This is a genomic window from Pseudomonas brassicacearum (genome assembly GCF_003732265.1).
In the GTDB taxonomy this organism is placed as follows: Bacteria; Pseudomonadota; Gammaproteobacteria; order Pseudomonadales; family Pseudomonadaceae; genus Aquipseudomonas; species Aquipseudomonas brassicacearum_D.
This window is the reverse complement of sequence record NZ_MOBK01000006.1, coordinates 841,637-866,391: the sequence shown is the minus strand read 5'-3', so window position 1 is coordinate 866,391 and position 24,755 is coordinate 841,637. Positions and strand designations below refer to the sequence as shown.

34 protein-coding genes are annotated in these 24,755 nt (G+C 60.8%); 7 read left to right on the top strand and 27 right to left on the bottom strand.

What is annotated here, in order from left to right; genetic code table 11:
* Positions 1-9: 9 nt before the first annotated feature.
* The 25 genes from BK660_RS33050 to BK660_RS16855 form a co-directional block, all read right to left on the bottom strand.
* On the bottom strand, positions 10-1,914 hold the full coding sequence (locus BK660_RS33050; protein WP_259698507.1) for an SGNH/GDSL hydrolase family protein: 1,905 nt from the start codon (positions 1,912-1,914) through the stop codon (positions 10-12).
* A gap of 1 nt (position 1,915) precedes the next feature.
* On the bottom strand, positions 1,916-2,866 hold the full coding sequence (locus BK660_RS16965) for a hypothetical protein (protein WP_123434223.1): 951 nt from the start codon (positions 2,864-2,866) through the stop codon (positions 1,916-1,918).
* Positions 2,839-3,543 (bottom strand): hypothetical protein, encoded by a 705-nt coding sequence (locus tag BK660_RS16960; RefSeq protein WP_123434222.1) that lies wholly within the window; start codon positions 3,541-3,543, stop codon positions 2,839-2,841. Before BK660_RS16960 ends, BK660_RS16965 begins: the two co-directional genes overlap by 28 nt.
* Positions 3,544-3,545: 2 nt before the next feature.
* Positions 3,546-4,088, bottom strand: coding sequence for a baseplate complex protein (locus BK660_RS16955; RefSeq protein WP_123434221.1), 543 nt, complete (start codon positions 4,086-4,088; stop codon positions 3,546-3,548).
* A complete protein-coding gene (locus tag BK660_RS16950; protein ID WP_123434220.1) occupies positions 4,085-5,005 on the bottom strand; it encodes a hypothetical protein in 921 nt (306 codons plus the stop codon). Before BK660_RS16950 ends, BK660_RS16955 begins: the two co-directional genes overlap by 4 nt.
* On the bottom strand, positions 5,002-5,712 hold the full coding sequence (locus BK660_RS16945; RefSeq protein ID WP_123434219.1) for a DUF4376 domain-containing protein: 711 nt from the start codon (positions 5,710-5,712) through the stop codon (positions 5,002-5,004). Before BK660_RS16945 ends, BK660_RS16950 begins: the two co-directional genes overlap by 4 nt.
* Before the next feature lie 8 nt (positions 5,713-5,720).
* The gene (locus BK660_RS16940; protein ID WP_123434218.1) at positions 5,721-7,388 is read right to left on the bottom strand and encodes a phage tail-collar fiber domain-containing protein; all 1,668 of its coding nucleotides are present in this window, start codon (positions 7,386-7,388) and stop codon (positions 5,721-5,723) included.
* Positions 7,378-7,989 (bottom strand): phage tail protein, encoded by a 612-nt coding sequence (locus BK660_RS16935; RefSeq protein WP_123434217.1) that lies wholly within the window; start codon positions 7,987-7,989, stop codon positions 7,378-7,380. The genes BK660_RS16940 and BK660_RS16935 overlap by 11 nt, the downstream gene beginning before the upstream one ends.
* Positions 7,982-9,157, bottom strand: a complete 1,176-nt coding sequence (locus BK660_RS16930) for a baseplate J/gp47 family protein (protein ID WP_123434216.1) — start codon at positions 9,155-9,157, stop codon at positions 7,982-7,984. The genes BK660_RS16935 and BK660_RS16930 overlap by 8 nt, the downstream gene beginning before the upstream one ends.
* Positions 9,154-9,471, bottom strand: coding sequence for a DUF2590 family protein (locus BK660_RS16925; protein ID WP_123434215.1), 318 nt, complete (start codon positions 9,469-9,471; stop codon positions 9,154-9,156). The genes BK660_RS16930 and BK660_RS16925 overlap by 4 nt, the downstream gene beginning before the upstream one ends.
* Entirely contained in the window at positions 9,468-11,450 is a 1,983-nt protein-coding gene (locus BK660_RS16920; protein ID WP_123434214.1) for a phage tail tape measure protein, read from the bottom strand. The genes BK660_RS16925 and BK660_RS16920 overlap by 4 nt, the downstream gene beginning before the upstream one ends.
* A 6-nt stretch (positions 11,451-11,456) precedes the next feature.
* On the bottom strand, positions 11,457-11,597 hold the full coding sequence (locus BK660_RS32620; RefSeq protein ID WP_185045103.1) for a DUF6890 family protein: 141 nt from the start codon (positions 11,595-11,597) through the stop codon (positions 11,457-11,459).
* Between the two features lie 23 nt (positions 11,598-11,620).
* Complete coding sequence (locus tag BK660_RS16915) at positions 11,621-11,908, bottom strand: putative phage tail assembly chaperone (protein WP_123434213.1); 288 nt, start codon at positions 11,906-11,908, stop codon at positions 11,621-11,623.
* A gap of 38 nt (positions 11,909-11,946) precedes the next feature.
* On the bottom strand, positions 11,947-12,414 hold the full coding sequence (locus BK660_RS16910; RefSeq protein ID WP_123434212.1) for a lysis system i-spanin subunit Rz: 468 nt from the start codon (positions 12,412-12,414) through the stop codon (positions 11,947-11,949).
* Positions 12,411-12,938 (bottom strand): lysozyme, encoded by a 528-nt coding sequence (locus tag BK660_RS16905; protein ID WP_123434211.1) that lies wholly within the window; start codon positions 12,936-12,938, stop codon positions 12,411-12,413. The genes BK660_RS16910 and BK660_RS16905 overlap by 4 nt, the downstream gene beginning before the upstream one ends.
* Positions 12,935-13,141 (bottom strand): hypothetical protein, encoded by a 207-nt coding sequence (locus BK660_RS16900; RefSeq protein WP_123434210.1) that lies wholly within the window; start codon positions 13,139-13,141, stop codon positions 12,935-12,937. Before BK660_RS16900 ends, BK660_RS16905 begins: the two co-directional genes overlap by 4 nt.
* Positions 13,138-13,350, bottom strand: coding sequence for a TraR/DksA C4-type zinc finger protein (locus tag BK660_RS16895; RefSeq protein WP_123434209.1), 213 nt, complete (start codon positions 13,348-13,350; stop codon positions 13,138-13,140). Before BK660_RS16895 ends, BK660_RS16900 begins: the two co-directional genes overlap by 4 nt.
* Positions 13,350-13,799 carry a phage protein gene (locus tag BK660_RS16890; protein WP_123434208.1) on the bottom strand — a complete coding sequence of 150 codons (450 nt, stop codon included), beginning with the start codon at positions 13,797-13,799 and terminating at the stop codon, positions 13,350-13,352. The genes BK660_RS16895 and BK660_RS16890 overlap by 1 nt, the downstream gene beginning before the upstream one ends.
* A gap of 6 nt (positions 13,800-13,805) precedes the next feature.
* Positions 13,806-14,921: a DUF2586 domain-containing protein gene (locus BK660_RS16885; RefSeq protein WP_123434207.1), complete on the bottom strand. Its 1,116-nt coding sequence runs from the start codon at positions 14,919-14,921 to the stop codon at positions 13,806-13,808.
* Between the two features lie 11 nt (positions 14,922-14,932).
* A complete protein-coding gene (locus tag BK660_RS16880; protein ID WP_123434206.1) occupies positions 14,933-15,613 on the bottom strand; it encodes a virion morphogenesis protein in 681 nt (226 codons plus the stop codon).
* Positions 15,603-16,046: a phage tail protein gene (locus tag BK660_RS16875; RefSeq protein WP_123434205.1), complete on the bottom strand. Its 444-nt coding sequence runs from the start codon at positions 16,044-16,046 to the stop codon at positions 15,603-15,605. Before BK660_RS16875 ends, BK660_RS16880 begins: the two co-directional genes overlap by 11 nt.
* Complete coding sequence (locus BK660_RS16870; RefSeq protein WP_123434204.1) at positions 16,043-16,504, bottom strand: head completion/stabilization protein; 462 nt, start codon at positions 16,502-16,504, stop codon at positions 16,043-16,045. The genes BK660_RS16875 and BK660_RS16870 overlap by 4 nt, the downstream gene beginning before the upstream one ends.
* Before the next feature lie 97 nt (positions 16,505-16,601).
* Complete coding sequence (gene gpM / locus BK660_RS16865) at positions 16,602-17,315, bottom strand: phage terminase small subunit (protein ID WP_123434203.1); 714 nt, start codon at positions 17,313-17,315, stop codon at positions 16,602-16,604.
* Positions 17,315-18,331 (bottom strand): phage major capsid protein, P2 family, encoded by a 1,017-nt coding sequence (locus BK660_RS16860; protein ID WP_123434202.1) that lies wholly within the window; start codon positions 18,329-18,331, stop codon positions 17,315-17,317. Before BK660_RS16860 ends, gpM begins: the two co-directional genes overlap by 1 nt.
* A gap of 1 nt (position 18,332) precedes the next feature.
* Complete coding sequence (locus BK660_RS16855; protein WP_123434201.1) at positions 18,333-19,235, bottom strand: GPO family capsid scaffolding protein; 903 nt, start codon at positions 19,233-19,235, stop codon at positions 18,333-18,335.
* A gap of 162 nt (positions 19,236-19,397) precedes the next feature.
* On the opposite strand from BK660_RS16855, the gene BK660_RS16850 reads away from it, so the two are divergent.
* The 3 genes from BK660_RS16850 (at position 19,398) to BK660_RS16840 (ending at position 22,574) form a co-directional block, all read left to right on the top strand.
* Entirely contained in the window at positions 19,398-21,461 is a 2,064-nt protein-coding gene (locus BK660_RS16850) for a terminase large subunit domain-containing protein (RefSeq protein WP_123434200.1), read from the top strand.
* Complete coding sequence (locus BK660_RS16845) at positions 21,373-22,239, top strand: phage portal protein (RefSeq protein ID WP_123434199.1); 867 nt, start codon at positions 21,373-21,375, stop codon at positions 22,237-22,239. Before BK660_RS16850 ends, BK660_RS16845 begins: the two co-directional genes overlap by 89 nt.
* 77 nt (positions 22,240-22,316) lie before the next feature.
* Positions 22,317-22,574 (top strand): Ogr/Delta-like zinc finger protein, encoded by a 258-nt coding sequence (locus BK660_RS16840; protein ID WP_123434198.1) that lies wholly within the window; start codon positions 22,317-22,319, stop codon positions 22,572-22,574.
* Between the two features lie 51 nt (positions 22,575-22,625).
* Here BK660_RS16840 and BK660_RS16835 read toward each other — a convergent pair whose 3' ends face one another.
* The gene (locus tag BK660_RS16835) at positions 22,626-22,829 is read right to left on the bottom strand and encodes a hypothetical protein (protein WP_123434197.1); all 204 of its coding nucleotides are present in this window, start codon (positions 22,827-22,829) and stop codon (positions 22,626-22,628) included.
* 98 nt (positions 22,830-22,927) lie between these two features.
* Complete coding sequence (locus BK660_RS16830) at positions 22,928-23,278, bottom strand: helix-turn-helix domain-containing protein (protein WP_123434196.1); 351 nt, start codon at positions 23,276-23,278, stop codon at positions 22,928-22,930.
* A gap of 84 nt (positions 23,279-23,362) precedes the next feature.
* Between BK660_RS16830 and BK660_RS16825 the strand changes: the two genes are divergently transcribed.
* The 4 genes from BK660_RS16825 to BK660_RS16810 all read left to right on the top strand — a co-directional run bounded on the left by BK660_RS16825 (position 23,363) and on the right by BK660_RS16810 (position 24,752).
* Complete coding sequence (locus BK660_RS16825; RefSeq protein WP_123434195.1) at positions 23,363-23,575, top strand: DNA-binding protein; 213 nt, start codon at positions 23,363-23,365, stop codon at positions 23,573-23,575.
* A 29-nt stretch (positions 23,576-23,604) separates the two neighbouring features.
* Positions 23,605-24,084 (top strand): YmfL family putative regulatory protein, encoded by a 480-nt coding sequence (locus BK660_RS16820; protein ID WP_123434194.1) that lies wholly within the window; start codon positions 23,605-23,607, stop codon positions 24,082-24,084.
* The gene (locus BK660_RS16815; RefSeq protein ID WP_123434193.1) at positions 24,081-24,446 is read left to right on the top strand and encodes a hypothetical protein; all 366 of its coding nucleotides are present in this window, start codon (positions 24,081-24,083) and stop codon (positions 24,444-24,446) included. Before BK660_RS16820 ends, BK660_RS16815 begins: the two co-directional genes overlap by 4 nt.
* Positions 24,447-24,518: 72 nt before the next feature.
* Entirely contained in the window at positions 24,519-24,752 is a 234-nt protein-coding gene (locus BK660_RS16810) for a hypothetical protein (RefSeq protein WP_123434192.1), read from the top strand.
* Positions 24,753-24,755: the final 3 nt, after the last annotated feature.

Below are 24,755 nucleotides of genomic sequence, written 5' to 3'. Positions count from 1 at the left end.
TTACTGCGTTCAGCGCAGCGCGGTGTAGAAAAATTCAGAGATCACTGGGGCACCCTTCGCCGGATCCGGATGGATTTTGTCATCACTGATCAGCGGGGTTTGGCCGGTGCTGGCGTACTTCGCAGGGTCGCCCATCGCGGCGTATTGCATATCCATAAAGGCAATGCCCTGCGTCCAGCACCAGGCGGCGGCGAGCTTGGTGTAGGCAGTCATGGGGTACTGACTGGCTCTCGTGGTGTCCCACCGCATAGCCACGATGAACGATGCCCCGGGATGGACTTCCAGGTGCGTCGCGACCACGCCCTGCAGGTTGGCGAGAAAGGTCGCCGGCGTCACCGACGCGCCCTGGTCATTCCCGCCCAGCATCACCAGTACGGCGTCTGCAGGAATGAAGCCCGTGGCGGTCTTCTGCTGCGTTAACCAGGCCGCATCGTTTTTGTACCAATCACCCGACGCCGAACCGCTGGCCGCGCACTTGGAAACGACCACGCCCGACGCACTGTTTTCGGTGTAGATGCCAAACAGCGTCGGCGTGCCGGTGACGACTTCCATGCGGAACTTCCAGTTGCTGCCGGCCGGCAGGACCGGGAAAGGCACTTGCTGGGGACCGACTCCGGACAGTGACAGCGTGTTCCACTCCAGGGCATCCCCCCAGCGATAACGCAGGGTGGAGTTCGTGCCATCGCCCAAGAACAGCAGCTTGGCAAGCGTCGCGGCGGTCGAGATATCCGCGGTGTCGACCGCGGTGATACTCACGTAATCACCCACAGCCCCCGCCTTGATCGTCCTGTTATCGGGACTGGCCGCGCCCAATGGCGACAGCGTCCAGCTGCCGCCGAAATAGGTCAGGCTGCCGTTGGTGTATAGGAAGTTCTTCGTGCCCAGGGACGAGCCGTGGTTGAAGCCGATGTAACCCGAACCGCCAAAGCCAAAGTCTTTGGCTAAAAACCGGGTGAGGTCGTTCAGGTAGAAGTTGTGGCTGGCGGAATAGGAGTCGCCAATGATTTTCAGGTACAGCTTTACCCCAGGCACACCCGCGCGAATCTGGCCCTGTTTCATTCGAAGTTTGGGCACGTTGGACATGTTGTTGTAAGCGGTTTTCGGATGGCTGTCGTCACTGCCAATCAGCGGTTTCAACCGTTTGGCCCAACGAAAGATCACCCAGTCCGGCACCTGACCGTCGGTGTCGCGGATCGACAAATCAGTCAGGCGCCCCAGGGCATCGGGAAACGCGTACAGCAGGCCCGGGACATACGCCGGCTTGACGCCCAGGTACTTGTACAACATTTTCAGCGCCCAATTGCTCGGCCCGCCATCCCGGTTATTGATACCCATCCACGTTTCATGGCCAGCGGCATCACGCACAGCCACCAACGTGTCATTGACGCTCTGAACTTTGAATTTGCTCTGAACGAAGCTGTTGATCGTTTCGACGGCGGTCGAGCTCGGGTAGCGCGTTTGCTCAACCGCCACCCCCGCTTCATTTTTAAACAGAATCAGCGACTGGGCGTTCTCAGGCGAAACCACCGTGAAGAACATGCCATCGGTCGTGGTGCGCAAGCCTTCCGCCGTGCTGACTTTCACACCGGCGGCCAACTGGGCGGCGTCCCTCGCCGATTCTGCGCGTGACGCCGCGCCGTTGGCTTCGGCCAGGGACTCGGTGACGTCCAGGAACTGGACAGGCAAACGGTAATCCCGTTTCCCTTTGGTGATGCGCAGGTCGTACAGCCCGTTCGGCGCGGCAAACTGCGCCAGTCCGTTTGCGTCGGCCAGGAACGGGTTGAGCAACCCCAAGCCGTTACTCTTACGCAAACCGAACACGATGTTCTCGGTACCGCGCTCGTACAAGTAGCAAGTGGCAGCGGGCAAAGCATTGCCCAGGTCATCCTGTGCAAAGAAACTCTTGAGTTCCAAATTAGGCTCCGGTGATGGGCTTGAGCTGCCCAGTAAGCTGTAGGCCGGTACCGGCGTTGGTGGTGAAGTTCGCGGCGTTGGCGGGCGCTGGGCTCGGTCCGTGGACGTGGGCCGCCAGTTCGGTGTTCGTCTGCGTGACCAGGTCAATCAGATCGCACAACACCTGCAGCACGTTCACCGACTCCGATCCCAACCAGGTCTTGGCCGCGATGCTGCGACGGGCGCCTTCGATGCGCTCGAGCAGCTCCCCTCCCACCGTCAGGTTGAGGGTCTGGCCCACCACCTGGTTGAGGTCGCGCCCGCTGGCCAAGTGCAAGTCATCCAGTGCGGCCAGGCTGGCGGATCCGCCGGACAGCAACTTGAGCGCGCCGATCGCTTCGATCGTCTTGATGCCCCCGACCGACTCGGTCGAATGGTCGTCCACCGCCACCGTGCTGCTCTGGTGGCGCTCGACGTTGGTCAGGCTCTCAACCTCGCGCTCGATCGACTTGTCCCGAATCCGGCCATCGGTCTGGCGCAGCCAGTTGCCGTCCGCGTCGGCGCGTTGCTGGGCGGCCTCGCTGTGCTGCCACACCTGGTCACCTTTCGGCACCTTGGGCAGGCTCAGGCCGTGCGGCAGGATCGCCTGGATAAACGGCTTGCTCGGCAAGCCGTAGGCGAAGGACACGACAACCCGTGTGCCTTCTTCAGGGAACGCGAAAAAGCCCATCTCGTCGCCACCCATAGGCATGGGCAGCGGCACGCCGGCGAGCACCGGCAAGTCCGGATCCGGCTCGTCGTCCTCACCCAACAGTTCGAGGTCCACCGCAAAGCGCGGACGGAAGTCGTCGCAGATCCCGGCGCCGGCCGGGGCATCAGCCACACCCACCACACGGGCGAAGCGCGGCAAGTGATAACCGCCGGTGAGTTCGGGAAATTGCCGCTCTACGCTGCGGCGGATTGCGTCTTCCATCGGATCGCCATTTGGTTGCCGGTGAGCGTCACTTTGGTGATCCGCTCCCCTTGGTTGATGGATGCACCTGGTCGCAACCCGGGAAGGGCCGCAATCATCGCGCTCTGATTGTTTTGGTAGCCGTTGAACAGCTCGACGGGCAGCTGCAGCGGCGATCGGGAACCGAAAAAGCCATCAGCCCAACTGCCCACAAACACTTCGCCGTCGCCTTGCTGCTGCCAGATAAAGTCGGGAATCCCGAACACCCGGGACAGGCTGTCCATGGCCTGATAGCCGGCGGCCAGGTTGTAGAAAAACGGGGCTTTGACTTTGGCGTATGCCTTGTCCGGCACTCGAAAGCTCAACCCGGTTTTCTGGTTGATCTCGCCCAGCACCGTCGTCAGATCCGCATGGCGCAGGTTGAGCGGCAACGGGTTGGCCAGGATCGCCGCCAGTTCGCGACAGAACAGCACTTGCTCGATCGCGTTGGACGGCGTGCAACGCTCGACGTAGCCAATGAAGTGGCGCTGCAGCGGGCTGTCGTTGTAGCCGATATCGAGCGTCACCAGCCCCTTTACCGGCGCCGCCGCTTGAATGGTTAGCGTGGCGCGGCCGGGGGTGCGCAGTTCAAGGCGAACGTCATCGGCGATCAGGGGATAGACCACACCACCGACGGTCAGCACCTTGTGCAGCTTCATGCTCACGCCCCACCGCCCAGGTAGTTATCCAACTTTTTCAGGGTGGCTTCGAAGCCGCTCAGTTCCTGTCCTGGTGCGCCAGGTTCACCTGCACCTGGTGCCGTCACCGACTGCCCCGGGGCGCCCTGCTGCGTGACATCCTTGGCCGATCGACGCGTCTCGACCCGCTCGGGGTTGGAGAGCTTTTCCGACAGCGTGAATTGAACGAGCCAGGCGCGAAGCGAGTCGTCTTCTCGGGCGCTGACGCCCTCGGAGAACTGCACCTGGCGCACGCCGAACGCGGACGCAGTGTCGTTGACCAGCCGGTAGGTTTTGAGCTGGCCACCGGTGTCGGTCGCTTCGGCCAGACGCATCAAGTTGCGCAGCTGCGACTCATCGACAAAGGGGATCAGCAACGTGACCGCCAGTGTCTTGGGCTTGAACCCCTTGTGGGCCGAGTCGGTGTTGCTGGTCTGGCCGGACAGATCGTCACTTTCGATTCGCAGGTTGGCGGTGACCTTGAGGTTCTTGCCGCGTACCTGTTCGCCATCGAGCAATAAAGTCATAGGCCCACCAGTTCCCGAACAAAGCCCAACCCTTTCAGGGAGCCGACCAGCAGCACGCCCGCCGACAATCCCCACTCGTGACCAGGTGCATCGCCCTGCAGCAGCTGGTGCCGCAACTCGGCGACATTCCCCGGGCCGATCAGGCGGGCGCGCATGGTGTCGTCGGCCGCGCCGCCGGCGAACTGCGACTTGAGGTCGGCCAATTGTTGGGCCTGTGCCTGGGCCTGGCTGGCTTTGCGAGTTGCCAAACGCCCCAAGTCCGCCATGGGCGAACTGTCCGCGTAGCTTTCCAGTGCCGACAGCTGACTGTTCAAGGTTTGCGTGGCGGCCTTGGTCACGGTGCAACGCTCCAGGGGCAGCGCCCCCCAGCGCGGCAGCGTGCCGGCGGTGGGCAGTTCCCACTTTTCAGCGTCCAGCGCGAACAGGTTTTTCGCTCGACGTTCAGCGCGCTGCAGGTCGGGCATGGGCAGCACCGCGTTGAATCGGGACAAGGTCGCCGCGAATTTGTCGTAGCGCGTGCCCAGGAACATCACCGCCAAGGCGTATTGCGCCCCGGCCGGACGCCCGTCGTCGCCGGTGTCTTCCAGCTTCTCGCCCAGCTGCTGCAGCAAGTTCGGCGCGGACAGATAACGCTGGTTCCCGCGCCCCTGTCCGACACCACTTTGGAACGGCGTCACCACCAGGCAGGCCGGGACTTCGCCCAAGGCATCAGTGAGCCCGGCGCGGCCAGCGGCCACGGCCGCTTCTGCAGCGGCGCCGACCGGCCCCGGTGAGGTGGTGGCCAAGTCGGCCAGACTTGCCAGGCGTTGCCCGGTGCTGATCAGTTCACTGTTCGCCAGATCCTTGGCCGCCTCGAGGTCGGCGAGCCACTGGGTGGACTGTTCCGGCCAGCGCATGGTGATGGGAGCCCAATTCATACCGGCGTGGACTCCCACACCACGGCGTTGAGCGCGTCCAGGTCCGACGTCGATCGCGCCGCTGCCAAGGCTTGCTTGAGGTCGTTGGCTTTGAGCAGACGCTGCAGTTTGAAGTCGGTGAACTCGTCACCGATCTGGCGCAGCTGGTCGCTGGTGTGTTCCAGGAAGGCTTTCACCCCGGCTTGATCCTGGCAGGGGTAGAGGCCACCCAACCCGCGCAAAATCATGCTGGTCAAGTTCAACTGATCCTGAAGCTGGGTTTCGTAGAAAAAGCGATCGCCCAGCACCGACGACCAGAACCCGCCGGTGATCTCCTGCAGACACGCCGTGTTGATCGCCGCCAGTTGGGCGACGTAGCGCAACTCAATCACGGCCGGGATATCGTCAACCCAATGGCCATTGCCCCAGATCTGGCCCGGGCCTGGCACTTCCAGCGTGTAGCCGGTCGGCAGCGAACCCGCCCGCTCAATGACCAGGGGCTCACGGGTTTGGATGTTGTAGGCCGTCAGCCCCTGGTAAGAGTCAACCAACTGCCAACGTCGACCATCCCAAAACGCCGCCTTTCTTTCCGGTACCGCCGGCGGCGCCACTTCGACACACCCGCCGGGAATCAACCAAACATCCGGTTCCAGCGGCGAGCGATCGGCCACGGTCTTGCCGGTGAAGATGCCCAAGTGATCGGTTTGATAGACGGTTTTGGTATCCATGGCGGGTCTCAATACTTAATGCAGGCAAGGAAAGCGATGTTTTGGGGACGTGTCTCCGCGCCTCCCGAGTAGCCCACGGTGATGGCGTGAGCGTGATCACCAACAGCGCCGACGGTGATGACGTGCGCGTGGTCGCCGACTGCACCCACGCCGATGTTGTGGGAGTGGTTACCCGCTTCGTTGGTGACGTTGGCCGGCTGATCGGCACCGCCGCCGAAGTCCGCGAAGGTCCAGCTGCCGGGAGTGCCGCCCGCTGCACTGGAGTTGTTGACGGAGTGGGCATGGTTACCCTGGGCATCGGACCACGCAGTGTGGCTATGGCTACCGGCGGCGCCTGAGCTGCTGGAGTGGCTGTGACCACCCGCAGCCGCCGAACTGCCGGTGTGGTTGTGAGCGCGCGTTTCGTCCGCTTGCAAGCTCCCCAATACCCGGCCGGCATCGATGCCGCGACCGTCATCCAGGACGCGGATAAATTTGCCGCGTGGGTCCGGCAGGTTGAACGTGTTGACGCCGTCACCGGCGCCGTAAAGGGTGCCGATCTTGGCGAACAACGCGGCGTACACCGTGCGGGAGACCGCCGCGCCATTGGCCCGAAACCATCCCGGCGGCGGTGTGGCCATTGCAAAGGTGCCGATACGCCCGACCTCCGAATCAGCGATAACCTTGCGCAGGGCGTTGAGCGCCTTGGTGGTCGCCAGAATCTCGCTGCTGTCCGTGCCCGGGTCATCGCTTTTCGCGTTGGGCAGCTCGCCCAGGTCGACGTCATCTTTGGTCGTGGCCCGGGCGCGCAGGTTTTCGTAGTCGCCGTTGCGCAACGCGAATTGCTTGACCAGGGCACCGGTGATCGGCTCGCTTTGGCGCAGATCCATGATGTCTTCGGACACCGATACCTGGGCCAGCTCCACCAGGTAATGGGCGGTTCCGTTGCTGTCGACGTAGTCCGTCTTCGCGGCGCCGAACACCACCTTCCATGCGGCGACCGAGTCGCTGCCCTCGCGGGCCAGCGCAACGTCGAGCCAGGCTTTGACGGGCAGCGCCGGCAGTTGCACCTGGACCGGCTCAGCCAGCTCGACACGGATCCCTTCCACGTAGGCAATGCCCGCTTTCACCTGGTACAGGTCAAAACTGCGTTCCATCTGCAGGCTGTCGGCCAGGTAGCAGACACGACCAAACACGTCGCGGTTGCTCAGGCGCTCGCGCAGATCGATGCCGTTTAGGCGAACCGTGAAGTCGTGCTGCCACGTACTGGCATCGACAGTGATGCCCGTCAGCGCTTGGGCACCGTTGAACTCCACCAGGAAGTTGCGCGTGACGTTGTTGCCGATCTGTAGCGGCGGAATGTTCTTGCGCTTTTGCTGCACCGGCACGGTCGCGACCGCAAGCAGCACGCCTTCCGACGCTTCCAGACCGATCCAGTTAAAGTCCCAGTCGCCGACGTCAGAACCCACCATCAGGCTGTAGATCACCTGATTGGGGCTGACGTAGCCTTTGCGGTCGTAGGCTTTGGTGAAGACGATCTGCGACGCTGGCGGCTTGCCGGCAGCGCGATCAACCGGGGCGTTCGGATCAAGGCCGGGCACAAGTGCCAGGACGAAACGAGCAACCTCGAGCTTCTCCCCGGCGCCTTGCTTCTGGGCAATCAGACTCTCGCCGGCAAGGGTGATGCTAGCTCCCATGGGTGCTCCTAAACGGGTTGTTCAAAAAGGTGAGCAATGCGAGCTCGTTGATCACGACCAGGCGACTGGCGCTGTCGTCCAGGGTGGCAGTCAGGGTTTGTTGGTCGTCGTTGAGATCGGCCACGCCGATGTTCAGCTTCACGGGGGTGATCGTGACGAAGTCATAGCGCCGGCACGTGCGCCCGTATTGCTGCATCAGGACGCGCAGCAGCACCGGGTTTTCGCTCAGTTGCGTGTCGGACAGGTGCAACAGGACCACGTCCCAATCGAGGTCCGGCAGGCGCTCCTGGATCTCCACATAACCGACGCCCAGGCGTTCGAAAATGCGGACCATGCCGGCCGTGCTGCCCGCGTCCACGGCATTGATAAACGCGTACTTCACGCGCCGGCGGTAGAGCTTTTCGGGCTCGCCGTGAAAGCGCTGGATGTCGCGCTGCCAGGCCAGCAGATCGAGCACGCTCAGGTGGCAGGTCTCGGCGTCCATCTGCAGCAACGGCCAGTGCAGCCAGCCTTCGACCTTGATCCACCAGGCTTGTGCGGCCGCTTTCAGCTTGGCCAGCTCCGGCCCGTCAAGCCAGAACGGAAGGCTCAACTTAAGCATTCAGCATCACCTCAACCTCGGACAGGCGCGGGATGGTCAGCTTGGAAATGATGTCCGCATTGTCAAAGTCGAGCGAGTCGATGCCCGGGAATTGCTGGTGCAGCTCTTCGCCCAACCGGCTGAAAGAAAACCGCGACTGGGGGTGGGTCAGCGTCGGCTGATAGTCACTGGCCGTGCTCTCACGGAACGCGGCGCGGATGAACAGCTCGATGTCCGATTTCAACGCGGGCCAGCGCTCGGCACCGACTTCAGCCTTGGGCCAGATCGTCAACCTCACCGTGTGCAGCGTGGCGGGCATCTCCAACACCAGCAGGTCGTCACCGTGCCCATGGTTGCCCTGGTCGCGGATGTAGTGGTTGATTTCAGCCAGGAAGGTATCCGCCGGCGAATCGGCTTCGAACAACACGAACGCATTGGCACTGCCGGGGCCCCGGGGCGCGTTGTGCTCAAAGTAAACGCCATCGGGCTGCACACCCGGGAACACAGCGATCATGGCGCGATACACGGCGTCGGTGTGCCATTGGTTCACCGCTGAGAATTGGTTGCGCACGCGCAGGCGCAGCTCGTCGTCGGGCTCAGTATCTGCGCCGGGTTGGCTCAGCCAGCCGTCAGCGTTCACCACCTGGACAACCCCGGGCACCGGCTCCGGCAAAATGGAAAAGTAACCTGGTGCGAGATTGAAGCCGCTGCCCGCTTGCTTGGCCCGGGCCAACACCCGGATCAGGGATTCACCATCGGCAAAGCTGGCCGCTGCCACCGTCACCAGCTCGTACACGTTGCCGTTGATCGCGATCGACTGCACCCGAGTGCCGGCCGGCACTTCCAGCAGCCCCGCCAGTGCGCTGCGGGTGAACAGCAGCAACCCCTCAGACTTGGTCGCTGGCTTGCGGGTGACGTTCACCGCCCAAGCCAACATGTCCAACCAGGCACCGGTGGCGGTCTTCACAAAGAAGTTCGGCAACACGGTGCCGGCAATGAAATCGATCAGCCACATGACCGGTTTGGTGACCAGAGCGGTGATCACTCGCCAGAACGGCGACCAGGCGCTGGTGTTGCTCAACTTGCTGCCCTGGGCGACGACTTCCAGTTCCCAGGCAGCGCGCAGCTTGGCCTCAGTGGTCGGAATACCGGCGTCACTCAACGCCTGTTTGAAATCTACGTCACTCACAGCACTACCTCGACAGATCCGAATTCAACGGTTTTGGCGGTGACCAGGTACCGGCCCTTCCCTTCTTCAAGGATCCGCACGGTGCCTGGTACCAGGCGCACGTCCGCCTCAACCAGCAGTTCCAGTTGCTGGATGCAGTCGGCTTGTCGGAAGCGATCGCGCTCGGCGACCTGCGTCACCAGCAGCCCGCTTTCGCGGATCATGTGTCCGATGTCTTGGGCGATGCTGGCCCGGTCATCGATCAGCAGCGGTTGACTGGAGGGGTCCAGGGTCAGGTCGTTATCGGTGATCAACAGATCGATGTAGAGACTCATCCGCCTACCCCCATCGCGACCATGTTTTCCAGCTCCAACGGGGTCAGCGGCTTGGCGGTGTGGATGTTCACGTTTTCAACGTGGGTGCCCTTGCTCTGGTTGCTGGTGTTCTGAATGCTGGTCAGCAACCCGCCCGGGGGCACAGCAGAGGCCCGCGACGGTGAAAGGCTGGGGATCGCCGCATTGATGGTCTGCTGGGTTTTCTGCGCGGTGCTGGCGGCGTTGGCCGCGCTCACCGCCGCGTCGACACCGGGCACTTCCGGCATGCCGCCAAAACGCGCTTCGATGTTCACGCCCGGGATGCTGTTGATCATTTCGATCAGGCTGTTGATGGCCTTGTAAAAAACGTCGACGATACTGTCCCACGCGCCCTTGGCCATGCTCGACCAGCCGCCCATGGAGCCGAACCAGTCAGACAGCGTTTTGAACTGGTCACTGATCCACTTGAACGCCTCGCTGTTGAGCAGCGCGGCGGTCCATTCGTCCCAGTAGTAGACGGCGGCGATGACCAGCGTGACCAGGGCGGCAATCCCCATCACTACGACGCCGATCGGGTTGGCGGTCAGGGCAAAGTTGACCAGCCAGATCGCGCCCTGCCACAGCAGCATGGCGCCGCGAATGACGGCCAGGCCAGCGCTCAGCCCATAGATCACGCCGGTATAGGCCAGGATGGCCAGCTTCTGCAGTACGAACCCTGCAGCGGTGCGCAGATTGAGCAGCTGGACCACTTTCCACACCGTGACCAACCCAAGCCAGGTGGTTCGGGCGATCCCGACCACGAGGGTGAGCAACGACATGCTGGCCACGATGCCCAAAATTGTCAGGGTGGTGATGCCGATCACGCGGGTGATGTTCGGAAAAATCTGTGTCCAGCGGCTAAGGGTTTTCCCGATGCCCACCAGCTTATCCATGAGCGGTGCCAGGATCGGAATCAGCACCTGGCCAAAGGCGATGCGCAACGACTCGACGGCAGCGGCGAACTGTTGCCACGGATCGACCATGGCTTTGGCCATGTTCTCGGCATTCTCCAGACCTCGGACTTTGCCCAGTTGGTCCATCCCGTTGCGCAGGCGGTCGGTGTCCTTGGTTAATGCGGTGATCACGCGGGCGCCCTCCCCGCCGAAGGCTTCGATCAGCTTGGCGCCGGTGCTGGCACTGTTCAGGTCGCCGAATTTGCCTTCCAGCTTGTCGAGGATGTCGAGCATCGGCAGCAACTTGCCGTTCTGGTCGACGAACTTCATCCCCAGCTTTTCCGACGCACCGCCGATGTTCTCGAAAAATGATTTGTAGATGCCGCCGGCGTCCCCACCTTCCATGGTGCTGCTAAGGGAGCCGATCACCGCGAACTGCTCGGCCAGGTCGACGCCGGCGGTGGTGGCGATCGAGCCGACTTCCTTGAAGGCGTCCTTCAACTGCGCGCCGTCAGTGCGGAACAGCTGCACCGCCAGCGCTGTTTGGCCGCCGAGTTTTTCCACCCATTCGCCCTTGCCCATGGCATCGGCTTGGCCCTTGAACAGGTTGTACATGGTGCCCACGTAATGCCCCATCGTTTCGGCATCGGTCCGGGTCGCCTTGGCCATTACGTCCGAAGCATTGGTGAACACCGCCAACTGGTTGCCGGTCAGCCCCTTGATGGCGCCCTCTACGGTGGTCGCCGAGGCGACAAAGTCCCGGGCGCTTTCGCCGTAAGTAACCGAGAACTCCAACGCCTGCTGATTGAGCGCGGACAACGCATCCTCAGCCACGCCCAGTGAACGGACTTCGCCCAGGGCGCGGTTCATCTCCAGCGCCGGCGCCAAAGATTCGGTAATGGCCACACCGGCACCGACCATGCCACCCAGCCCTAGGCCCATCGTCTTGATGTTTTTTTCGCTCTTTTCGGCAAGGTCGGAAAACCCCATTTTCACTTTGCCCAGGGGCGCGGTGACCTTGTCGGTCAGACTCAAGATGAAGGCCAGGCGAGCAGCGCGGTCAGCCATGTGTATTTATCCGTTCAGTGCATGAGCGATGCCGTTAGCCACGGCGATTTCCATGCGTCTCCAGTGTTCGTCCTCCAACCACTTGGCCGCGCCCATCACCTCCGGTGTGGGCTCAGCGCCAGGCAGCCAGCGACTGGACAAGGTCATCAGTTGACCGAGTCCGTCTTCACTTAGGCGCTCAGCGTGGTCGAGGGCTTTTTTACGATGACTTCAACGTCCGGGCCGTATTCCTCGACCAGCGTGCCGGCGAGTGTCATCACCATGACCGGATTTCCCAGCAGTGCCTTCAGGCTGGCGCGCTCTTCCTGCTTCACGGTGTTAACCAGCAGGTTGTTGGCTGGGGCGACCTTGTTGTTCTGGGTCAAGGCGTTGAAGTACTTGGTCACGTCCTGGGGCGACAGGGTGAAAGTGAATTCTTTGTCGCCGACTTCCAGGGTGATATCGCGTGTTTCGCTCATCGGGTCTTGCTCCGTTTGGGATTCAAAAATGGTGAGGCTCAGCGCAGGCAGATCCTGCGCACGTGGTCCTGCAGGCCCAGGATCATTTGCCGACTGAGGGCAAGCTGATTTCTGAGGGTGAAATAATCCGATCGAGCGTCTGCTGTGAGTTCGGCGGTGTCTGCATCAGCCACGCGGCCGGCGCCGGATTGGGCGTGCGTAACGGTGCTGCAGGTGGCGGCGAGGCGCAGCCGCTGACGGCCATCGTCAACAGCGCGGCGCAGGTCATCGTTTTGATTGAGCGCATGGCTCAGCTCCTGGGTACGTTGAAGATCGATCGCATCGCGTGAGGCCAACTTCTCACCGCTGATTCGGGCCGCTTCGCGCAGGTCAGTAACCTCACGCTGTACGTCGTCGCGTTCGCGGCGCGCGGTGTCGAGCTGATCGCGCACCTGGTCAAATGCGAACCAGACCAGCAGCCCGGACAGCAGAAGAAAAAGGAAGAGGCGCACCGGTTGAATGGTCATTGCGCGCACAGGCTCGCTTCCGCCAGGCGCCGCGCATGCAGTCCGCGAACAAACTGTTTGCCGCCCTGAGCGTCGGTAACGAAGGCCCACACCGGTGTTTTGCCATCCGGCGCCCAGGCCATCGCCTGGCAGCCTTCCGCGATGCGTCCGGCGTTGATCAGGCCGACCGCACGACTGGCGCACGTCGTCGGCACGCCGAAGTTGTGCGCGTGGCTACTCAGCGCGTCGAAGGTTTTCTGCCCCACTTGCTGATTGGTGATGCAGTCGGCCAGCTGCAGCTGGTTGTTCTCGATCACCAGCTGCTCCACCTGGTCACAGCGAGCGTCTGACCAGAAGTCACCAATCACAACCGGATAGGGGCTGGTGTGGTGGGTGATGCCCTTGCACACCGTCGGCAGCCCCCGGGCCAGTTGGTCGGCATAGACGACGTTCTGGCCCTCTCCTTCCCATTGGCCTAGAAAACCGAGCAAGGAAGCGCTGACCAGCGCAATGGCGCCGGTGGCGATCTTGGTGCGCAGGTTCATAACTTGCCCTTCCAGTCGCGCAGCATCTGACGGTACTTGGGGACCAGCAGCACGATCTGCAGCACCATGTAGAGCGCGGTCAGCATGTAGGCTACCGCTGACCAGTCGATGGCACCTGTCACACCGGTAGCGGCCACGCCGATTGCCGGTGACGCCTTGAGGAATACAATGGCGGTGTCCTGAGCGGCCTGATTCGTGCTCATCGGCGAACCTCTATCTCAAAAATTGACTGGCATGGCACGCAACGCAAGATCCCGCCAAGCGCCTGGCGCGCAGCTGGAATCTCGTTGTCGCAGTCTCGGCAGTGGGATCGGCTCGGCCCCGAAGGTCGCGGCTGGGCGAGCTGGGCAGCGATTGAACGCTCACGTTCCAGCTCCTCGATCGCTTTGGCGTTGTCGAGCCAATCCCCCATCAGCGCAGCCCCTCGATCTCGGCGGCGGCCAGGTACGGCACGCCGTTGATGCGAATGAAGTCTGGGCTGGTGACGTCAAAGGGCACCTTGTGTTTGGATTTCTCGCCACCTTTCGGGTCGATGCTCAACAAGCTCGAGACCTTCAACTTGCAACCAAACGCCTCGATACGCAGTTCCTCGTCGCCGGCCTTGGCAAAGAAAATCGAGTCGAATGGCTCGAGCTCGCGAAAGCTGCCAGCCGTGCGAGCGGCTTCGATCAGCAGGTTGAAGTTGCTGGTGTCGAACTCCATTTCCCCGCTGCCCGACACGTCGCCGTCGACGTGCCCGTCGGGGACACCGCCGCTCTGCGCCACCGCGGTGTTGTCCGTGATATCCAGGGTGCAGCTTTCGACGTGAACCAGCAGATCGCCCAGGTTCACGTCAAAGTTCTTGCCGCCAATACGTGACATAGGGGGTTACTCCGAATCGTCGGTGGAAAGGTCGAGGGCGATGTTGGCCGTCAGGTCTTTCGGGCAGTTGAGCGGGCGGAACTTGATGTAAACCTCCACCTTGGTTTTGCTGTGCCACACCAGGACGATGTCGCCGTCCTTGGGTGCTTCGATCTCGCCCGGGAACACCTGGCCGGCGAACGTGGCGGACTTGGCCATCTGGCGCAGGGGTTTCATGAACGCGCTGATCGCGGCGGCCATGCTGTTGGGGGTGTTGTTCAGGCGACGGTCACCCACGCGACGGATCAGCAACGGACGCACCTGGCGCGCTGCCTTGTCGGCCAGACGCAGGTACTCGATCACCTGAAAGTCACTGGCTGGCGCATCGAGCATGTTGCCGTCACCCCAGAACACGCCGGGATAATCCGGATAGGTCTGCGACACGGAGAACCGCGCCTTATCCAACTCGGCCCGGGTTGCCGATGGCAGCGGCACGCCTTCGACGTCAGCGGGCACCGGGCCCAAGCCCAGCACTGCACCGGACGCCACGCGCATTGGGCTGTCGGCCACGCTCACGGCAGCATTGGCCAAGCGGCCAGCCAGCACGCCTAAGTCATTGCCATGCAACTGGGGGACGACCAGGACACGCGGCGCGGCCAGGCCGGTGGTGATCGCCCGCTGTTCGACCAGGTATTGATCCCAGGTCTGCAGCACGGTGATGCCGGCACTCGCGGCCATGACGAAGGCCCGACGCCCGTAGGTGTTGTTCAGCGCGATCGCCGCGTCATGCATGGCCGACAGTTGCGCGCCGGTAGTCACCGGTTTGGTGATCACCACCCCCTCAACCGAATAACCTTGCTGCTGGGCGTTTTCCAACGCTTCGGACCAGTCGCTGTCGGCCGCGATCGGGGCCGCCAGACAGGCCCAACGATCGCCGCCATTGAGGCGTGCTGCGGTGATCTGGGTTTTCAGGTCGCTGGCCGGAATGCCCAGCGCGCTGTCCAGGTCACTGTCGTTGTTCAGCGGGATCAGTTGGCCGATGCTCTTCGCGCCGGTACCGATGAAAAGGAAATAGCGCTCGATCTCAGTCACGGCGCCTTGGCCCAAATTGAGATTGTTTACGCTGACTTTGCCAAGTGCCATGCAGTGCCTCGTTAGCGGGGAGAATTAAGGATTTGTTGGAGCACCTGGTTCAGCAACAACGCGGTGTCCCGCTCGGTGCTGACGCCGATGAACTGGCGTTTGGGCAAGGTGATTTCCCAGCTTTGCGCGCCGCTGCTTTCGGTTTTCTCGTCATCCAAGATGCGGATCAGCAGCCCCGCTTTGGCGTAGTTCACATGCTCTTGAATCCACGCCACGGAGGGGCGTGTGAGACTCTTTTTGCCTTGCTGGCGAACCTTGAAGCCCAGCCGACGCAGACGCTTGGCCTGCTTTTCAGTGGCGGCCAGGCCAACGGGAACGGTGTTCCATTTGCGCATTTGCGCGGCGGTGCGGCGCTCGCTGGCGCCGTTGTGTTGCTGCGCTGCAACCCAACTGGTCAGGGCGTTACGCCATCCCAGTTCGGCTTCGTCGGCACTCACGCGGGTGACCTGCATCAGCTTGGCCAGGCCGGCTTCCATCTTCTTTTTGCCTTTGCCAGAACCCTTGCGCCCCTCGAACGGTGAGCCGTCCAGGTTCTGCTGATCACGCACACGCTTACGGCTCATCGTCCGCACGCGCTTGGTGACGTTGTTCAGCAGGCGACGGCGTAGCTGTGGCGGGAGACTGAGCAGCGCCAGTTGCTCGCGCACACCCAGATAGCCCCGGGCATCGAGTTCGAAAGTGCTACGCCCCACGACTGCCTACCTCACCGTGTTCGGCAATCCACAGGTCGAACGGGACAAACGCCCAGGTCTTGCCGAAGGCCTCGATCTCGCCGGCAGGATCCTCGGCCAGGTATTGCGGTTCGTTGAATTCCAGAGTGATGTCGACGTCGGCCAGATCGTTGTCGAGCATGGTGATGTCGAACTTCGCCGCCGGCAGGTCGTCGCGGTCCTGGTCGCTGCCCTCGAGCCAGCTGCCCACCAACGCCATCAAGCGCCCCGGGTGATCAGCGAAACGCTCGAGCGCGATCGTGGCGCTGTAGCGCATGTCACCCATGCGCAGGCCGTCGAGGTCAGGTTTCCAGATCAGCTCCAGGTTCACCTGGTCGGTCCAGCTGTCGAGCTGTTCCGGCTCCACAAGCCGGCGCTCGATCAGGTAGGTGGTCAGGGCACGGAGTTTGATCACAGCAACACCGCCGTAATGCGGCCACGGCCCTGCAGCGAGCGGACGGCCTGCTGGCTGAACTCCAAAAAGGCTTCGCCACGCTCGGGCAGTTCTTTGCCGATGTTTTCTGCACTTTCACGGCGGGTGACGGTAGCGAATTGGGTCAGCAGGCTGGCCTTGGCGCGGCAGTAAACGGCGCGCTTGTACGTCGCTGCTTGAAATGTGCGCTCGGGCAGCACCGTGGAGTCCGCAGATTCCACGGTGGTGACGCCCACGTTCTGCCATTCGCTTTTGCGCTTGGCCAGATCGCGATTGACCTCGATCATCGCCGTGGTCAGGTCAGTGACCAGCATGTCCACCAGGTACTCCGCCGGCAGGCGGTAACCCTTCTGAAACTCGGCCACGGAGAGGTTCGGCCAGAAGCCGTCGTTCTCGATTGCCTGTTCCACAAAGGTCGTGGGTTTCCCGGAAAAGCTCATTGCTGGGCACTCGAATAGGGGCGGGAAAACTGTTTCAGTGGGTCAGGCCATAAATGGTTGGCTCACATCCACAGTTTCTCGCCGGGGGGGTAGTCGGTTATTCGGCGGCTGTCACAGCCAGTTGTTTGGCCAAGGCCTTGCGAGCGCCTTCCAGGCGGGTGCCTACACCAACAGCGGCGTGCAGCTCGGTGGCGCGTTCAAAGTGGGCGATGGCCTTCGTCCACTCCCGTGCGTCCAGAGCGCGGATCCCAAGCAATTTGTGGTACTTGGCCGGGATCTGTTCGGTGAGCTGCCATTCATCATCGACAAGCGGCAGCAGGTCGGACACGTACGGCTCAGGACTGCGACCGGCTTTTTGCTCGGCCTCGGCCCACTCGATCACCGCATCGGCGACAAAGGTCGGCACGTCGCGCTTGAAGCGCTCAGGCATCGGCTGGTTCTGCTCCATGGCGAAAGTCGCCAAGTCCAGACCCGCTTCGAACTGCTCGGTGTCAAACAGCCAGACCAGAACCTGCATCACCACCGAGTTCGGGAAATTCAATCCGGAATCGCGGTAGCGCTGCACGTAGTCCAGGTATTTGGGCAGCAGATCATCACGCTTGAGCTGTTGGCGCAGTTCACGGCTGTTGATCGCGCTCAGTCGCTCGAGGTCCTGCGCCAATGCGTCTTCCATCAGCTTCAGGTGTTTTTTGGCGTTGGCTGGACTGGCCAGCGCCGTGGCAGCGGAATACACCACCGCTGCGGCACTGGCACCTTCAGCGACGGGACCTTCGGCCTGAATGCGGCGTTTGTGCGCCAGTGCCAGGCTCATCAGATCAACTCCACGTTTTCAGCAGCGGCGAATTTTTCCAGCTGCTCGATCACGTAGCCTTCGTTGCGGCCGTTGTAATCCTCGACGCGGGAGCGCTTCGGGTTCTCGATCAGGTGACGGCGCCAGCTGCTGTCCTGGAAGTAGATCGACAGGTTGTCCCAACTGGTGACGACCACGGCGTTAACCGGGAAGTGAGGCACGGTGAAGGTCGGCAGACCGCCATAGGTCGCGATGACCTGGGCGCTTTCAATGCGTTCTTTCTCGGTGGGTTTGCCAGCCTGGTTCGAATACAGCTTGGCCTTATCACTGGCCAACAGATCACTGCCGACGATGGCGATTAGGTCGCCGCCGTCACGAAACACAGAGTCGATCATCTGCTTGGTGTCATGCACCAGGGCGTCGAGGTTTTCGTAATCGCCGCCGGTGCCGAGGGTGATTTTCCCAGCCGTTTTACCTTCGTGAAGCACCTGCTCAGGAATCTGCTCACGGGCCAATTGCAGCCAACCCTTGTTCACGTCCTGCAGCATTGGGCTGGTGGCCAGATTGGTCTGGATGGCAGCGGTCAAACCGTGCCAGCCGATCATGATGCGATCCAGGGCGATCTGTTTCTGCACGGCCGCCGAGTAACGATCGGCAAAGTCCGGAAACTTCGCCCAGCTGTCGATTTTGGCGAACGGCAGGCCGACATCCGACTCAGTGTGAAACAGTTCGTAGCCCAGGCCGTTCAGATCGGAAACGTCTTTCGCTTCACGGTCGGTGGTCTTGGTGTTGGTGCGGCTGGTCACGGGACCATTCACGCCAAACATGACCTTTTCGCCCTTGATCTCCGTCACCGGCACCACGTTGATGCGCTCGAGGAAATCCGCACGCTCGGTGATCTTGTCGTTCAGTTCCTGCGCAATGCTCGGCTCGACATTGAACTGGCGAGAGACGTCGACACTGTAGGTCTCGGCGATCGCTTCACGCAGCACGGCGTATTGCTTCAGAGCACGATTGCTCAAAGATTGCTGACTCATGTCACAGCACCCGCTTTTTAGTGTCGGTGGAACCGGTGGTTTTCGGCAGCGGCAGACCGGTGGTGGTGTTGAAGGCTTTTTCCAGCAGCGCTTCGATGCGATCAAGACGCTTGCTGTCGCTGCCCTGCTTGGCGAATTCACGATCCGCTTCGGCTTCTGCGACGATGGTTTCAACGGCTGTCTTGACGTCATCGACTTCGGCAACCACCGGGTCAACGACTTCAACAGTCACGGGCTCGATCACAGCGGCGAGGCCAGTGACGACAAGGCCGAGTTGTTCGATCAAGGCCTTCAACGCCTTGGCTGTAGCTTCATCCATTGGGGGTTTGCTCTCGGTGGGAGTGGTCGTTTCGGTGGCCGTGTCTTCAACAGCGAAGCGGCTGAACAGGCGGTTCAGCAGGCCGTTCAACTTGCCGATCTCGCCCTTGGGCTCCTCATCACCCAACACGCCGAGAGGAACAGAGGCGGCGTAATGCACGGGCTCGCCGGTCTTGCGGGAAAAGTAGAGTTCCTGGGTGCCCAGGCTGGCCGGCGAGTCGGTCACGGCAAGGCCGGACAGGTAGGCTTTGCCGCTGTTTGCGAAGTTCGGGGTGATTTCAATACTGGTGAACAGCTTTTCGCCCTGGTCGTTGAGGCACAGCAGCTTGTCGTTGGGCTTGAGCTGAGCTTCCAGCGCGACTTGGCCGGGCTCCAGGCCTTCGGCGTCTTCAACCAGACGCACCGCAAAGACAGTCCCGTGGGACCCGAACCAGCGATCGTGCTCGCACCAGATCACGGCCGTGTATTTGGCTGGGTTGTAGGTCTCAGCGATATCGCGCAGTTCCTGGGGAAGGATTTCACGACCGTCAGCGGTAGTGCCGCTGGTGGCGACACGTTTCCAGAACGAAACAAGGGAACGGGGCATGGGCGATAACTGCGCTCAATCGGTGACTTGAGCCGCCACGATAGGCACCGGCCGAGCACCAAACAAACGGTTCACTTTTGCTCTAGTCCTATTTCGCTGATATAGGACGAACACGGATTTTAACCCCGCGTTTCCCGCGTTTTCGCCGCATAGACTGCAGCCATGCCCTACGCCCCCGAACTAAAAGAAGCCGCCAAACGCCTTTATTTGCGCCGCTGCAAGCCGCGTGAAATTCAGGCGCAATTGTCCTTGCCCAACATCCGGATCATTTACTACTGGATCCGCCAGGGTGAGTGGGACGACATGCTGTCGGATGAAGAACCGCTGACCGCCGTCGGACGCCGCATCACCCTCCTCCTGGATAAAGCTACGTCGCTAACCAAAGGCGACCTGGACGAACTCGACCGGCTGACCACCATTCGTGATCGGCTATTGAAGCAATCCATAAAACCGGTACCCGCGCCGATCGGTGATCCGCCGGCGGACGATGGCCAGCGCCGTGAAGGACAACGCAGTGAGCGCCGAGAGCGAGGCGATCGCCACGACAAGGGCGGCAAGAAGCGCGAGAAGAAGGCTAAAAACGAAGTCGGCGAACTGACCGAAGTCGACTTTCTCGACAAGTTCATCAGCAAAATGTACGGCTACCAAAAGGAGCTGTTTGCCGCCAAACAGAATCCGCTGACGAGTCGGATCCGCAACATCCTCAAAAGTCGCCAGGTGGGCCTGACCTACTACTTCGCCGGCGAAGCGTTCATGGACGCAGTACTGACCGGCGACAACCAGATTTTTCTGTCGGCCAGCCGCGCCCAGTCCGAGATTTTCCGTAGCTACATCGTGTCGTTTGCCCAGGAGTGGTTCGGCCTGGAGCTGACCGGCAACCCGATCGTCTTGAGCAAAGACGGCAAGCCATGGGCCGAGTTGCGGTTTCTCAGCACCAACAGCAGCACCGCCCAGGGTCACCATGGCCACGTCTACGTTGACGAATATTTCTGGATTCGCGACTTCGAAAAACTGAACACCGTTGCCAGTGCCATGGCCACGCACAAAAAATGGCGCAAGACCTACTTTTCAACGCCCAGCGCCGTGTCGCACCAGGCCTATCCGTTCTGGACCGGTGAGAAATTCCGCAACAGCAAACGCAAGAACGCCAAGGATCCGTGGCCCAGTGAAGCGCAAGCAGCGGCGGGTTCGCTGTGTCCGGACGGGCAATGGCGCAAGGTCATTACGATCCTCGACGCCATCACCGGCGGCTGTGACCTGTTCGACCTCGAGCAGCTGCAGCTGGAGTACGACGAGGACAAATTTCAGCAGCTGTTCATGTGCAAGTTCATCGACAGCACACAAAGTGCCTTTTCCCTGGCCGACCTGGAACGCTGCTACTCCGACCAGTCGTTGTGGACCGACTACGATCCCGACGACCCGCGTCCGTTCGGCAACAGCCCGGTCTGGATCGGCTACGACCCGAGCCGCACCCGCGACGATGCCAGTTGCGTGGTCATTGCCCCGCCGCTCGAGAACGGCGGCAAGTTCCGGATTCTGGAAAAGTACAGCTGGCGTGGGCAGTCGTTCAAGTACCAGGCCGAGCAGGTCAAGAAACTCACCGAGCGCTTCAACGTGCAGCACATCGGCATCGACACCACCGGCATCGGGTACGGCGTGTTCGACCTGGTGCGCGACTTCTACCCGCGTGCGACCTCGATCCACTACAGCCTTGAGACCAAAAACACCCTGGTGCTCAAGGCGCAGGACACGATCCAAGGCAGCCGCATCGAGTGGGACGCCGGCTGGAACGATATCGCTCAGGCCTTCCTGACTATCAAGCGCGGCACCACCGGCGGCGGTCAAGTGACCTACAGCGCATCGCGCACCGACGCCTCCGGCCACGCCGACATTGCCTGGGCGATCATGCACGCCCTCGCCCATGAACCCCTCAACACCAACAAACAGCGGCGCAGCCGCTACACCTTCAGCGGATCAAGCACCCATGGGCAAACCAGCAAAAAATCAGCAGCAACCACCGGCAACCGGTCCGATGCGGGCGTTTTCATTCGGTGCGCCGGAACAGGTACTGTCCGAAAACATCGGTCATTACCTGGGCGTGTTCGCCACCCACGACGGGCGAACCTACACGCCGCCGGTGTCACGCCAAGGCCTGGCGAAACTGCTACGCGCCAACGCGCACCACGGCGCCATCCCGGGATTCAAACGCAACCTGTTGCTGCGTGAGTTCGTATCGTCCAAAGGCTGCTCGATCAAAGCCATGAGCTGTGCGGCGCTGGATTTTATGGTGTTCGGCGAGGCGTATTTTCGCCGCAACCGCAATGCCTTCGGCCAGGTGCTGGAGATGGATCACCTACCGGCGATCAATATGCGGGTGAAGGTCGGCGGCGGGTTTGTGATGCTGCAGAAAGATGGCAAAGAGCTGGAGTTCAGTGAAGACGAGGTTGAGCACGTCATGAACTACGACGTAGAACAAAACATCTACGGCGTGCCCGAGTACCTGGGCGGCATGCAGGCGCTGCTGCTCAATGAAGCCGCCACCCTCTTTCGCCGGCGCTACTACAGCAATGGCGCGCACGCAGGCTACATCTTCTACACCAACGACCCGAACCTGACCGAGGAAGACGAAGTATCGCTGCGCGATCAGATCAGTGCGAGCAAGGGTGTGGGTAACTTTCGATCGCTGTTCGTGAACATCCCGGGCGGTACCGAGAAAGCGATTCAGATCATTCCGGTGGGTGACTTCCAGGCCAAGGACGAGCTGGAAAAGGTCAAGAACATCACGCGTAACGACGTGATTGCGGCATGGCGGATGAACCCGGCATTGGCGGGCATCATTCCGGAAAACAACGCGGGTTTTGGCGACATCGAAAAGATCGATCGCGTGTACACCAGCAACGAGATTCGACCGATTTGTCAGCTGTTCAACCAGTTGAATGATTCGTTACGCGAAGACAGGAAATTCACCTGGAGAACACCAAAAGATACAGTTGTTTCCACTTAGTAGCGCGAACATGCAAGAGATTGCCACTGAATATTATGGCAAGATAACGGCGATTGACTGCCCTGGGGAGGGACACAATGCGCGTTGTATGCAAATGCGGACATAAAGGGCGAATTGCTTCGCGCGAACAACTTTCAGAGGATTTTGCAAAGCTCTATTGCCAATGCCTGGACGCAAAGTGCGGGCACACGTGGGTGGCGAATTTGACGTTTTCCCACACACTGAGCCCATCGGCTCAATCATTTGAAAGAATGTTGTTCGACCGTTTGAGAGACCTGCCCACTGCAAAACAACGGGAGCTGTTTGAGCAATTGGGATCACAGGCGGTGGCGTAGGCGCAAACCGCCGACTCAGAATGTCGGCGATCGATTACTTCGAATGACTATTCAGACACAACGACTGGGGCTATCAACCGCCGACGCTTTAGGGCTGGTAACCAGAATTTCAGCGACGCGACGGACTTGTTGCTGGTCCAGCTCACCCAAACGACGGTAGAGCTCGATCAGACGGTGTTCAAATTTCGTCAGGTCAGGCCATTCAACTTCGGTCATTCCAACGCGGTCGCGTTCAATTGTCGTGCGATCCAACATGCTTCCTACTCCATAAGTGCATTGCTGGATCAATTATCCGGGCAGGAACGGGGTAGAGAGCACAGGACTGACGATTGCTGCACATGCTTTGTAGCAAGTTAATTCCGATGACGGGCAGCGTCGTCGGCCATAGCTTGCAGGAAACGACGAATAGCTTCCTGATCGAACGGCGTGATGATTCTGTACTGCCTCACGAGTCGATCTTCAATTTCGGAAAGCGCGTCATTAGGCAATGTGGCGTAGACACCATTGACGATGTAGCCCACATCGAAACCCAACTGGCTGGCCGCCATGCTCAGGTACGACGCTGTTGGATCGCTAGCGCCAGACTCATAGTTACCTTGGGTACGTTTCGAGCATCCGAGCTTTTCGGCAAGCTGATCCTGAGTAAGCCCCGCCTGGACACGCAGCTGCCGCAAACGAGCGCCAATCTCTTCAGAGAGAGTCAAATTTTTTCCACTCTTATATTTACATTGGCAGTTTTTTGCCACATCCTGCGCTTGTCATCACACGAAAGCGCAAGGAATTGCACTATGCCCAACACAAGCACCAGCGAGCAAGCGCGCAATCAAGCGCGTGAAGCCTTAGAGAAGCGCGGCCAGACCGCGAAGAACTTTGCTGAATTGAACAACCTGAATCCCAGCACCGTATACGCGGTGCTGAGTGGTCAGAGCCATTGTCGCCGCGGGGAGGCACATCGCGCCGCCGTACTACTCGGCATCAAAGACGGCGTTATCGAACAGTAACGGCACTGGCCAACAGGGAACAGTAGAAGATGAAAAGCCCCGTTCTAGAGACGCGCAAGGACGCTATGCGCGAGATCATTCGCAGCGTCCCCGGTGGTCGCGAAGGTGCTGCCGCTTGCTTGGGAATGAAAGTCAAAAAGTTCGACAACCACGCTTATGAAAGCGCGGGCTGCTGTCCACTGACGGATGCTCAGGTTTACCTCTTGGAGCAAGCGAGCGGCACCCACCACTTTCCGAATTATGTGGCGCAGATGTACGGCGGATTGTTTGTGGCGGTCGCCGACCCCGAAACGCTGGATAACGTTGAGATGTATGCCCGATCGGTCCAGGTGTCAGTGAAACGCGGCTGCGTTGACCAGGCAATCGCCCGGGCTCTGGAAGACGGCTCGATCAACGAAGAAGAAGCTGAATTCATCCTCAACGCTCACAACCATCACATGGCCGCACGCCACGCCGAAGTGCTGGCAGCGATCGACCTGTACCGCGCCAAACCGGGGAAAGGCCAATGAACAATCTGCCAGCCGTACCGGAGTATCAAGACATGCTCAAAGCCTCGGCTTTGGCGTTCCTTGAACGTCACCATCGCGAACACCTGGGAGACGATCAGCAACTGTTCAAGCGAGCTGTTCAGCACCTCGTGGCGGATTACAACGCCGTGACTCAGCACGCCGAACGGTTGGTGCATCTGGCCAGCAGCGAAATGTCAGCGGTGAGCGACCGGCAGCGACTGGACATTGTCAGCAGCACGTCCACACACACCGTCATCATCGACACCGCCACCGGCAACGCCTGGGCCATCCCAGTCAGCCTGATCTACGAACGCATTCTCATCGCACCCGATAACGGGCGCTTCCGCGTCACCGCTTCGTAATTCCCACCCCATAAATCCCCTGTCCCACCGCCGTGGGTTTGGGTGAGCTGCGCCCGAAATTGAGGTTTGACGATGGAAAACGCCCTGAACATCAACGCAAAACTGACGCCTCTAGAGGCTCAAGCGCTCTTGGCCAACCTGCGCGAGCAGTACCGTCTCAACTTCAACGAACTCTGGTACGCAGATCAATACCGCCTGATTCCCGATGGACTACGCCACGGCTCAATCCTCGCCAACTGCCCCGTGATGGCCGCTCAGAAACACCTGATCGGCGCCCTCACCCTCTGCCTCAAGAAAGCGAAGTAACCC

Coding starts and splice junctions, on each gene's coding strand:
- BK660_RS16965 (WP_123434223.1), bottom strand. CDS start 2,866: ATGGAAGACGCAATCCGCCGCAGCGTAGAGCGGCAATTTCCCGAACTC.
- BK660_RS16960 (WP_123434222.1), bottom strand. CDS start 3,543: ATGAAGCTGCACAAGGTGCTGACCGTCGGTGGTGTGGTCTATCCCCTG.
- BK660_RS16955 (WP_123434221.1), bottom strand. CDS start 4,088: ATGACTTTATTGCTCGATGGCGAACAGGTACGCGGCAAGAACCTCAAG.
- BK660_RS16950 (WP_123434220.1), bottom strand. CDS start 5,005: ATGAATTGGGCTCCCATCACCATGCGCTGGCCGGAACAGTCCACCCAG.
- BK660_RS16945 (WP_123434219.1), bottom strand. CDS start 5,712: ATGGATACCAAAACCGTCTATCAAACCGATCACTTGGGCATCTTCACC.
- BK660_RS16940 (WP_123434218.1), bottom strand. CDS start 7,388: ATGGGAGCTAGCATCACCCTTGCCGGCGAGAGTCTGATTGCCCAGAAG.
- BK660_RS16935 (WP_123434217.1), bottom strand. CDS start 7,989: ATGCTTAAGTTGAGCCTTCCGTTCTGGCTTGACGGGCCGGAGCTGGCC.
- BK660_RS16925 (WP_123434215.1), bottom strand. CDS start 9,471: ATGAGTCTCTACATCGATCTGTTGATCACCGATAACGACCTGACCCTG.
- BK660_RS16920 (WP_123434214.1), bottom strand. CDS start 11,450: ATGGCTGACCGCGCTGCTCGCCTGGCCTTCATCTTGAGTCTGACCGAC.
- BK660_RS32620 (WP_185045103.1), bottom strand. CDS start 11,597: ATGACCTTGTCCAGTCGCTGGCTGCCTGGCGCTGAGCCCACACCGGAG.
- BK660_RS16915 (WP_123434213.1), bottom strand. CDS start 11,908: ATGAGCGAAACACGCGATATCACCCTGGAAGTCGGCGACAAAGAATTC.
- BK660_RS16910 (WP_123434212.1), bottom strand. CDS start 12,414: ATGACCATTCAACCGGTGCGCCTCTTCCTTTTTCTTCTGCTGTCCGGG.
- BK660_RS16905 (WP_123434211.1), bottom strand. CDS start 12,938: ATGAACCTGCGCACCAAGATCGCCACCGGCGCCATTGCGCTGGTCAGC.
- BK660_RS16900 (WP_123434210.1), bottom strand. CDS start 13,141: ATGAGCACGAATCAGGCCGCTCAGGACACCGCCATTGTATTCCTCAAG.
- BK660_RS16895 (WP_123434209.1), bottom strand. CDS start 13,350: ATGGGGGATTGGCTCGACAACGCCAAAGCGATCGAGGAGCTGGAACGT.
- BK660_RS16890 (WP_123434208.1), bottom strand. CDS start 13,799: ATGTCACGTATTGGCGGCAAGAACTTTGACGTGAACCTGGGCGATCTG.
- BK660_RS16885 (WP_123434207.1), bottom strand. CDS start 14,921: ATGGCACTTGGCAAAGTCAGCGTAAACAATCTCAATTTGGGCCAAGGC.
- BK660_RS16870 (WP_123434204.1), bottom strand. CDS start 16,504: ATGAGCTTTTCCGGGAAACCCACGACCTTTGTGGAACAGGCAATCGAG.
- gpM (WP_123434203.1), bottom strand. CDS start 17,315: ATGAGCCTGGCACTGGCGCACAAACGCCGCATTCAGGCCGAAGGTCCC.
- BK660_RS16860 (WP_123434202.1), bottom strand. CDS start 18,331: ATGAGTCAGCAATCTTTGAGCAATCGTGCTCTGAAGCAATACGCCGTG.
- BK660_RS16855 (WP_123434201.1), bottom strand. CDS start 19,235: ATGCCCCGTTCCCTTGTTTCGTTCTGGAAACGTGTCGCCACCAGCGGC.
- BK660_RS16850 (WP_123434200.1), top strand. CDS start 19,398: ATGCCCTACGCCCCCGAACTAAAAGAAGCCGCCAAACGCCTTTATTTG.
- BK660_RS16840 (WP_123434198.1), top strand. CDS start 22,317: ATGCGCGTTGTATGCAAATGCGGACATAAAGGGCGAATTGCTTCGCGC.
- BK660_RS16835 (WP_123434197.1), bottom strand. CDS start 22,829: ATGTTGGATCGCACGACAATTGAACGCGACCGCGTTGGAATGACCGAA.
- BK660_RS16825 (WP_123434195.1), top strand. CDS start 23,363: ATGCCCAACACAAGCACCAGCGAGCAAGCGCGCAATCAAGCGCGTGAA.
- BK660_RS16820 (WP_123434194.1), top strand. CDS start 23,605: ATGAAAAGCCCCGTTCTAGAGACGCGCAAGGACGCTATGCGCGAGATC.
- BK660_RS16815 (WP_123434193.1), top strand. CDS start 24,081: ATGAACAATCTGCCAGCCGTACCGGAGTATCAAGACATGCTCAAAGCC.
- BK660_RS16810 (WP_123434192.1), top strand. CDS start 24,519: ATGGAAAACGCCCTGAACATCAACGCAAAACTGACGCCTCTAGAGGCT.